The organism is Prevotella sp. P4-67 (assembly GCF_002251325.1).
Taxonomy (GTDB): Bacteria; Bacteroidota; Bacteroidia; order Bacteroidales; family Bacteroidaceae; genus Prevotella.
In genome coordinates this window covers 1-235 of sequence record NZ_NPJL01000013.1, presented here as the reverse complement: position 1 = coordinate 235, position 235 = coordinate 1, and the positions used below count along the sequence as shown (strand labels likewise).

Below are 235 nucleotides of genomic sequence, written 5' to 3'. Positions count from 1 at the left end.
TTAGGCTTACCTACAGGCTGGCTTCCTTCTGCAAAGGTACTAATCCATCTCCAAATAGTCTCACGTCTGATGCCAAAAACTCTTGCTAATTCTGCCTTACTGACTCCATTTACCAGATGTGCGTGCAATATCATACGTTTTTGGTCGTCTGATAGGCGCTTAATGCAAGATTGCTTGCGTTGAAGTGCTGGTTCTTGGAACTTTAATACTTCATTTTTGTTCTCTTTGCCCATTT

The 235-nt window shown here is 41.7% G+C and carries 1 protein-coding gene; it reads right to left on the bottom strand.

The window, feature by feature from the left end:
- The coding region (locus CIK92_RS01840) for a helix-turn-helix domain-containing protein (RefSeq protein ID WP_173823790.1) at positions 1–235 on the bottom strand (235 nt) is incomplete at both ends.